This is a genomic window from Sphingomonas sp. LH128, assembly GCF_000293195.2.
Classification (GTDB): domain Bacteria; phylum Pseudomonadota; class Alphaproteobacteria; order Sphingomonadales; family Sphingomonadaceae; genus Novosphingobium; species Novosphingobium resinovorum_A.
On the sequence record NZ_ALVC01000149.1, the window covers coordinates 1 to 6,292 of the forward strand.

General features: G+C 67.4%; 8 protein-coding genes and 1 pseudogene. 5 read left to right on the forward strand and 4 right to left on the reverse strand.

Translation table 11 applies throughout. The features are described 5' to 3' along the window. The 5 genes and pseudogenes from LH128_RS12950 to LH128_RS12970 all read left to right on the forward strand — a co-directional run. Window positions 1–391 (forward strand): annotated as a pseudogene (locus LH128_RS12950) (hypothetical protein); the annotation flags it as partial. 11 nt (window positions 392–402) lie between these two features. Continuing rightward, the gene (locus LH128_RS12955) at window positions 403–828 is read left to right on the forward strand and encodes a flagellar basal body protein (protein ID WP_008830093.1); all 426 of its coding nucleotides are present in this window, start codon (window positions 403–405) and stop codon (window positions 826–828) included. 546 nt (window positions 829–1,374) lie between these two features. Beyond that, window positions 1,375–2,472: a helix-turn-helix domain-containing protein gene (locus tag LH128_RS12960; RefSeq protein WP_008830094.1), complete on the forward strand. Its 1,098-nt coding sequence runs from the start codon at window positions 1,375–1,377 to the stop codon at window positions 2,470–2,472. A 122-nt stretch (window positions 2,473–2,594) separates the two neighbouring features. Continuing rightward, window positions 2,595–3,296: a SatD family protein gene (locus tag LH128_RS12965; RefSeq protein WP_051211489.1), complete on the forward strand. Its 702-nt coding sequence runs from the start codon at window positions 2,595–2,597 to the stop codon at window positions 3,294–3,296. Beyond that, a complete protein-coding gene (locus LH128_RS12970; RefSeq protein ID WP_008830096.1) occupies window positions 3,266–3,682 on the forward strand; it encodes a hypothetical protein in 417 nt (138 codons plus the stop codon). Before LH128_RS12965 ends, LH128_RS12970 begins: the two co-directional genes overlap by 31 nt. Before the next feature lie 14 nt (window positions 3,683–3,696). Here the strand turns inward: LH128_RS12970 and LH128_RS31405 are convergent, their stop codons facing one another. The 4 genes from LH128_RS31405 to LH128_RS12990 form a co-directional block, all read right to left on the reverse strand. Next, window positions 3,697–4,839, reverse strand: a complete 1,143-nt coding sequence (locus tag LH128_RS31405; RefSeq protein WP_008830097.1) for an alpha/beta fold hydrolase — start codon at window positions 4,837–4,839, stop codon at window positions 3,697–3,699. A gap of 74 nt (window positions 4,840–4,913) precedes the next feature. Next, a complete protein-coding gene (locus LH128_RS12980; RefSeq protein WP_008830098.1) occupies window positions 4,914–5,354 on the reverse strand; it encodes a hypothetical protein in 441 nt (146 codons plus the stop codon). Next, complete coding sequence (locus tag LH128_RS12985) at window positions 5,344–5,637, reverse strand: rod-binding protein (protein ID WP_008830099.1); 294 nt, start codon at window positions 5,635–5,637, stop codon at window positions 5,344–5,346. Before LH128_RS12985 ends, LH128_RS12980 begins: the two co-directional genes overlap by 11 nt. A gap of 1 nt (window position 5,638) precedes the next feature. Beyond that, a partial coding sequence (locus tag LH128_RS12990; RefSeq protein ID WP_008830100.1) for a flagellar basal body P-ring protein FlgI occupies window positions 5,639–6,292 on the reverse strand: 654 nt, incomplete at its 5' end.

Sequence of the window (6,292 nt, forward strand, 5' to 3'; positions counted from 1 at the left end):
CCTCAAGATCGACGTCAAGTCCGGCCACACGCTGGAACTGATCGCGGGCGCGGACGGCAAGGACGCGCTGGGCAAGCTGGGGCTCGATCCGATCCGCCTCGTGCCCTCCAAGGTGCTCGATCCGAAAGCCGCCAAGGTGACGCCGGGGGGGCGGTTCAACCTGAACTTGTCCAGCGCGCTGACGCTGACCGACGCCACCACGGCAGGCACCGCGCTTTCCCGGGTCAAGAGCGCGCTGTCGATGATCCAGTCAGCCTATCGCTCGCTCTACTGGGATTCGGGCAAGGCGGCGATCGTCGACGGCACCATTTCCGGCAGCGGCGGCAGCGCCTACCAGCAGGCCAAGCTCGCCAGCTATCAGGCGGCGCTCTCGCGCCTCACCGGTTCCTAAGGAGGCACCCGATGTCCACCCTCCCCCCCCTGTTCGACGGCATGGGCCGCGCCATGAAGTCCATGGCCGAACGCCAGCGCGTCATCGCCGAGAACGTCGCCAACTCCGAGACGCCCGGCTACAAGGCCCGCACGGTCGAGGCGCCGGACTTCTCATCGCTGGTGGACGGCCAGCTAGGCTCGAGCGGCACGCCGCATGTGGTGCGCCCGCATGTTGAACTCTCGGGCAGCATGACCGCGCTGGGCGCCAGGGCCCCGCAGGCGGGCGGGCGGATCGTCCTCGACGGCAATACCAGCGAGACCAAGCCCGACGGCAACAACGTGACGCTGGAAGACCAGCTCCTGTCGCTGGGGCAGGTCCAGCAGGACTATGCGGCGATGACCAACCTCTATCGCAAGCAGATGGCGCTGATGAAGACGGCGGTGGGTAAGGGATAAGGAGCATCCTCCCTGTCGCGAAGCGATGGGGAGAGGGACCGCCGACGCAGTCGATGGTGGAGGGGTTAGCGCGCTCGAAGCCCCCTCCGTCAGTCGCTGCGCGACTGCCACCTCCCCATCGCTTCGCGACAGGGAGGATCGAGCCGACACTTAAAGGATGTGCCTTGGCGAGCAGAAAATTCGCTCCCTCATCCCCAATTTCGCATCCATTTCGGACCTTGCAGCGTTACCCTGCAAACCCACAGATTCCGCCGTTTTGCGCATCCACACCCCGGTTTTGCGGAGGGCAAGTGCCCGGATTGCGCAAGAAATGCGAAATTTTAAGGATATCGCAAGGCAGTAAGCGCCAATTCCCAAGTTCCGCCAATCAAGCGGCGGTCGCGAAAAAGACCCGATTCGGCAGAACCCTCCGAATGGGCGCATTGACCGGGAAGGTCGGACATGAAAAGTCCCGGCCATCCCCAGAACGGAACAAGATCTGCGATGAACGACAAGTCGCCCGAATTAAGCGATCGGGCCGGTCCACGGCAAGTAACGGAGGCGGCGATGACGACAATCGATTACCATCGCACGCTCGTGTTCCCGAACCGCATCCGCAAGTTCCGCAAGCAACTCAATATCGGCAGCCTTCTCGAATTGTCGGAGCGGCTTTCGGGAATAACCTATATCCGCCTCTCCAAGATCGAGCGGGGAGAGATTTTCGCCCGGGCCGACGAACTGCGTGATCTCGGCCGCGCGCTCGGCGTGGATCCGGTGGAACTGCTGATCGACGTCGATGCCCCAGGTTTCGACATCGCCGCATGGGCGGAACCTCTCCACGGCCCCGCCCCTGCCGACCCTGAGGGCGAACTGCGCGCGGTGCTCCTCGCCGCCGCCCTGCGTGCGCGGCGCGGCGGCGATCCGGCGCTGACGATCGCGCTGCTCGAAAGCGAATACGGCATCGCGCCGGTGGTCCTCTCGCGCATAGAAAACGCGCTCAAGCCGCTGGAACGCTGGAACGAGGACGTGCGGGCCGCCCTGCGCCGCCTGTTCGGCGCGCCCGACGACAAGGCGCTAATGGCCGAGGTCGAGGCGCTCCACGCCGCCGGGGACCTCGACGCGGTGCTGCCGATGGTCGCCAACCCCGAGATCCGCCTCACCAAGTCGCGCACGCGCATCGCAGCGCTGAAGGACGAACTGAGCGGCGGCGCGCCTGAGGCTGCTGCTCCTGTAGCAGCACGGGCAACGATTCCAACTCCGGCGCCGAAGATCGAGCCTATGGCTCCCGACAACGCCGCGACCCTGCGCCTGCTCCCCGTCCTCGGCACCCCCCTGCCCGGCGGCCTGATCGCGCCGACCCCAACCGGCGCCGAGGTCGAGGCGCCGCGCAGCGCGGGCCCGCGCGCCTATGGCCTGCGCCTCGGCCGCCCGACGCTGGGCGCGGGACTGCCCGGCCGCGCTACCTTGGTGGTGGACCCCGACCGCTACCCCGCCACTGGCGGTCTCGCCGTCGTGCGCGAGGGTGAGGCGCTGCGCGTCCTCTCCGTCGCCGCCGACCGGCACGGCCGCATGCTCGGCTATTCGCAAAGCCCCGATCTGGAAGTGATGCTCGACACCCTCGCCCCGGCTGACGTCGCGGCGGTGCTCTCCGCGGTGTTCGAGTAAGGGAAACGCCATTCGCGGCGCTCGCGATTCGTAACCCGTTTTTGGGGTAATTCCTCGATTATACCGAATTTGGGGTAAAAACTGAATTGACCCTTTTTTGGGTTGATGCCATCACCGCGTTCATGGCTTCCTCCCCCTCCTTCCATGCCGTCCTCATGGGCGATCTCGTGGGGAGCGAGCGGCATGCGGACCCCCGGGACCTGCATGCCCGGTTCAATGCCGCGATCGACCGCCAGAACAAGGCCCTTGCCGCCGACATGGCCTCGCCATTGACGATAACGCTCGGCGACGAATTCCAGGGCCTGTTCACCTCGCTGGTGGCTGCCGCGCAAGCCGCGCGCGAGATCCGCTTCGAGTTGCTGGACAAGGACATCGACTGCCGTTTCGTGATCGGCAGCATCGATCTTAGAACACCGGTCAATTCCCGGCGCGCCTGGAACATGATGGGGCCGGGCTTCGCCGACGCGCGGGAACGTCTGGGGGAAAAGCGCTCTGCGAGCCGTTACCGCTTCTCCTTCCCGCAGTACGGGCTTCTCGAAACCCTGCTGGAAGCAAGCGGCGCAAGCCTGACCGCCATCGAACGCGGGTGGTCGCAGGCCCAGCGCGGCGATATCGTCAAGCTGCTGGCCGGGGCCTCGGTCGCCGAAGTGGCGCACGCCCGCAATGTCAGCGTACACAACGTCTACAAAGTGCGAAGCGCAGGCGACTTCGAGCTGTATGTTATCCAGTGGGCCGCCATTCACAAGGCGCTCGCCGAACTTGACCATCGATACCGATTGCCGGGGGCCGACAAATGGGGTGCGCATTCCTTTACACCGCAGTAGCCCTGATACTGCTGACCTGGGTGGGCAACCTGATCTGCCGGGGGATCTTCCACCTCAGCGGCCTGAAGGATTCCATCGCGCATCTTTCTACCCCGGCGCACAACGCGGGCCGCTGGATCGGCGTATTCGAACGGCTGATCCTGGCCACGGGGATCATCGTCCATAGCTGGGAGATCCTTGCCGCCGTGATCGCGCTCAAGACCGTCGCGCGCTTCAAGGACATGGACGAGCGCAATTTCGCCGAATACTTCCTGGTCGGATCGCTGTTCAGCATCTTGTGGACGATGCTGGTGACGAGCGCGTGGATCGCATATGACCACAACGCGGGGATCGACTTGCGCAAACACACCGAGCAATGGCTCGGAATTCAGGCCGGGAAGGGCTGACCGGGGATCGTCTTTCAGAACGTGCCGCAGTTGCCCGGTGCCTTGCGGCCGGCGAAGCGGGCGTCGATCCAGTCCAGCATCGCCGCCGCATCGCTGCGCGCGACGGTCTCGTGCCGGCCCCCCTGTATCGACATGAAGCGCACGGTCCTGCCCCGCCTGCAGGCGAGGCGGGCGAAGTCGCGCACCACGGCCGGGGCGACGATCGTGTCCGCCGTTCCGGTCGCGATCAGGGCGGGGACCGGGATCGCCGCTGCCGAGGGATTGTTTGCGCGCATCATGCGGCCCCACGGCTGCTGCCGGGATAAATCGAGCCTGGCGATCGCCCGCTGGGCAATGGCGATGCCGACGATGGTGCCCAGCTTGGGCCGGGCGTCGAAGCGCACGCAGTTGTTGTCGGCGAGCCGCATCATCACGCGCTGGACCGAGGCCGACCCGAACGTCGCCATGGGCGCGCCGTAGAGCCGCGACCAGCTGGTCGCCGTATAGGCGATCAACAGGGCGCGCACGCGCGGGTCGCTGCCTTCCGTCAAGTTGCGGGCAAGGTCGGTCGGCGGCACCACCGCGACGATCCCCGCCAGCTGCAGCTCGGGCGCGTAGCGTGCCTGGATCTGGCCGGACCACAAGGCTGCGTGGCCGCCTTGCGATTCCCCCCAGAGCGCGAAGCGGGTGCCGCTCGCCGCCGCCGGGATGCGACGCGCCGCGCGCACCGCATCGAGGGTGGAACGGCCCTCGCTCACGCCGATCAGCACCGGATGCACGCCTTCTGACCCCAGCCCCGGATAGTCGGGCGCGACCACGGTATAACCGCGGGCGAGGGCGTCCTTCAGGCCGGGGATCACGGTGAAGTTGTCGTCCCCCAGCGACGGCGCGCAGCGGCGCGCGATGCCGACCAGCCCGTGCGTCCAGGCGATGACCGGCCGGGCGGGAGCAGCGGGAGCGGGGGCAGCGGGGGCGACGACCATGCCGGTCACCGCGAGGGGCCGGTCTTTGTCGTCACGGGTCCAGTAGCGGATGCGCCAGGCCTTCATGCCGGCAGGCGCGGTGGCGACCGGATCGGCCGCGATCAGCGTGCCCGCAGGCTGCGCCCGCGCCGTCGAAGCGGTGAATGCCATGGCCGCCGCCAGCAGCTGAACCGGTTTCCCGCAGATACCGCCCATCAGGCCGCTCCTTCCCGAAACAGACTGCGGCCTTAGCACGCCGGAGGGCGGCGGGGCTCCCGAAATTTACCCGCTCAAAACTCCCCATTGAGCGAAATCGGCGTCGTCAGGTCCGCGCGGGCAAGGGTGCCGCTCGCCCCGTAGGCGTAGGCGCGATTGCCGGTCAGGCGCTTGGCCTCGGACGCAATCGCGCCCATCAGGTCGGCCGACAGCTCGATGTGGCGTTCCAGCAGCGCGGCGTTGACCATCGAGGCGGCGCGCAGCTCGCCCAGCGCTTCGGTGAAGCTCTCGCGCAAGGGGGCGTCCAGCTGCGCGGTCCAGCCCGGCTCCTGCCGCGTCACGCGGGCGAGGCGTTCCTCCAGCGTGCCCACGAGCCGCGCCTTGGCCGAGGCCAGCTCGGCCAGGTCGAGCGCGCGGATGCCGCTCTCCAGCGCGCGCGTCTCCTCGCGCATCACTGACGAAAGCGAGGTCATGACTTCGATGATGGCGGCGGCGGTCTCGTTGTCACTCGGCATTGGTCGCGCCCTGCAGGCGGATGATCTGCGCCTCGACCGCAGAGGCGATGCCGAGGCCCTTGCCGGACGCGATGGAGTTGCCGATCTGCTCGGCCAGGATGCCGCGAAACATCTCCTCGCCGTGGCCGCCGGAGAACTGCTCGTCCTGCTCCACGGTTTCCATCATGATCTTGGTGATTTGCCCTGCGAAGACGCCCTCGAACTGGCGCGCCACCGCCGCCGGGCTGCGATCCTGCGAGATGACGCGCGCCTGCGTCGGATAGGTATTGATCGGATCGCTCATCCTACTGCACCGCTATTTCGGCCTGCAGCGCGCCCGCCGTCTTGAGCGCCTGCAGGATGGTGATGAGATCGCGCGGGCTGACGCCCAGCGCATTGAGGCCGCCCACCAGCGTCTGCAGCGAAGTGCCGCTGGTCAGCATCGCCAGCGCCGCACCGTTGCCGTCGTTCGCCTGGATGGTGGTGCGCGGCAATACCGCCGTCTGCCCGCCCGAGAACGGCGCGGGCTGCGAGGCCACCGGGGTCTCGGTGACGCTGATCGTCAGCCCCCCTTGCGCGATGGCCACCGGACTGACGCGCACGTCCGCGCCCATGACCACGGTGCCCGCCGCCTCGTTGATGACGATCCGCGCGGGCTGGTCGACCGCGACGGTCAGGTTCTCGACCTGTGTGACAAGGTCGATCAGCGACCCGCTGCCGTAGGGGCGCAGCTCCACCGTGCCGGGGTCGAGCACTTCGGCCGAGCCGGGAGCCTGCCGGTTGATGGTCTGGGCGATCTGGCGCGCGGTGGTGAAATCGGGGTTCTTCAGCGCCAGTTTCAGCGAGTGGGCATTGCGCAGGTCATAAGGCACCTCGCGCTCGATGATGGCGCCGCCGGCGATGCGCGCAGTGGTCATCACACCCCGGCTGAGCTTCGCGCCCGCGCCTTGCGCCTTGAA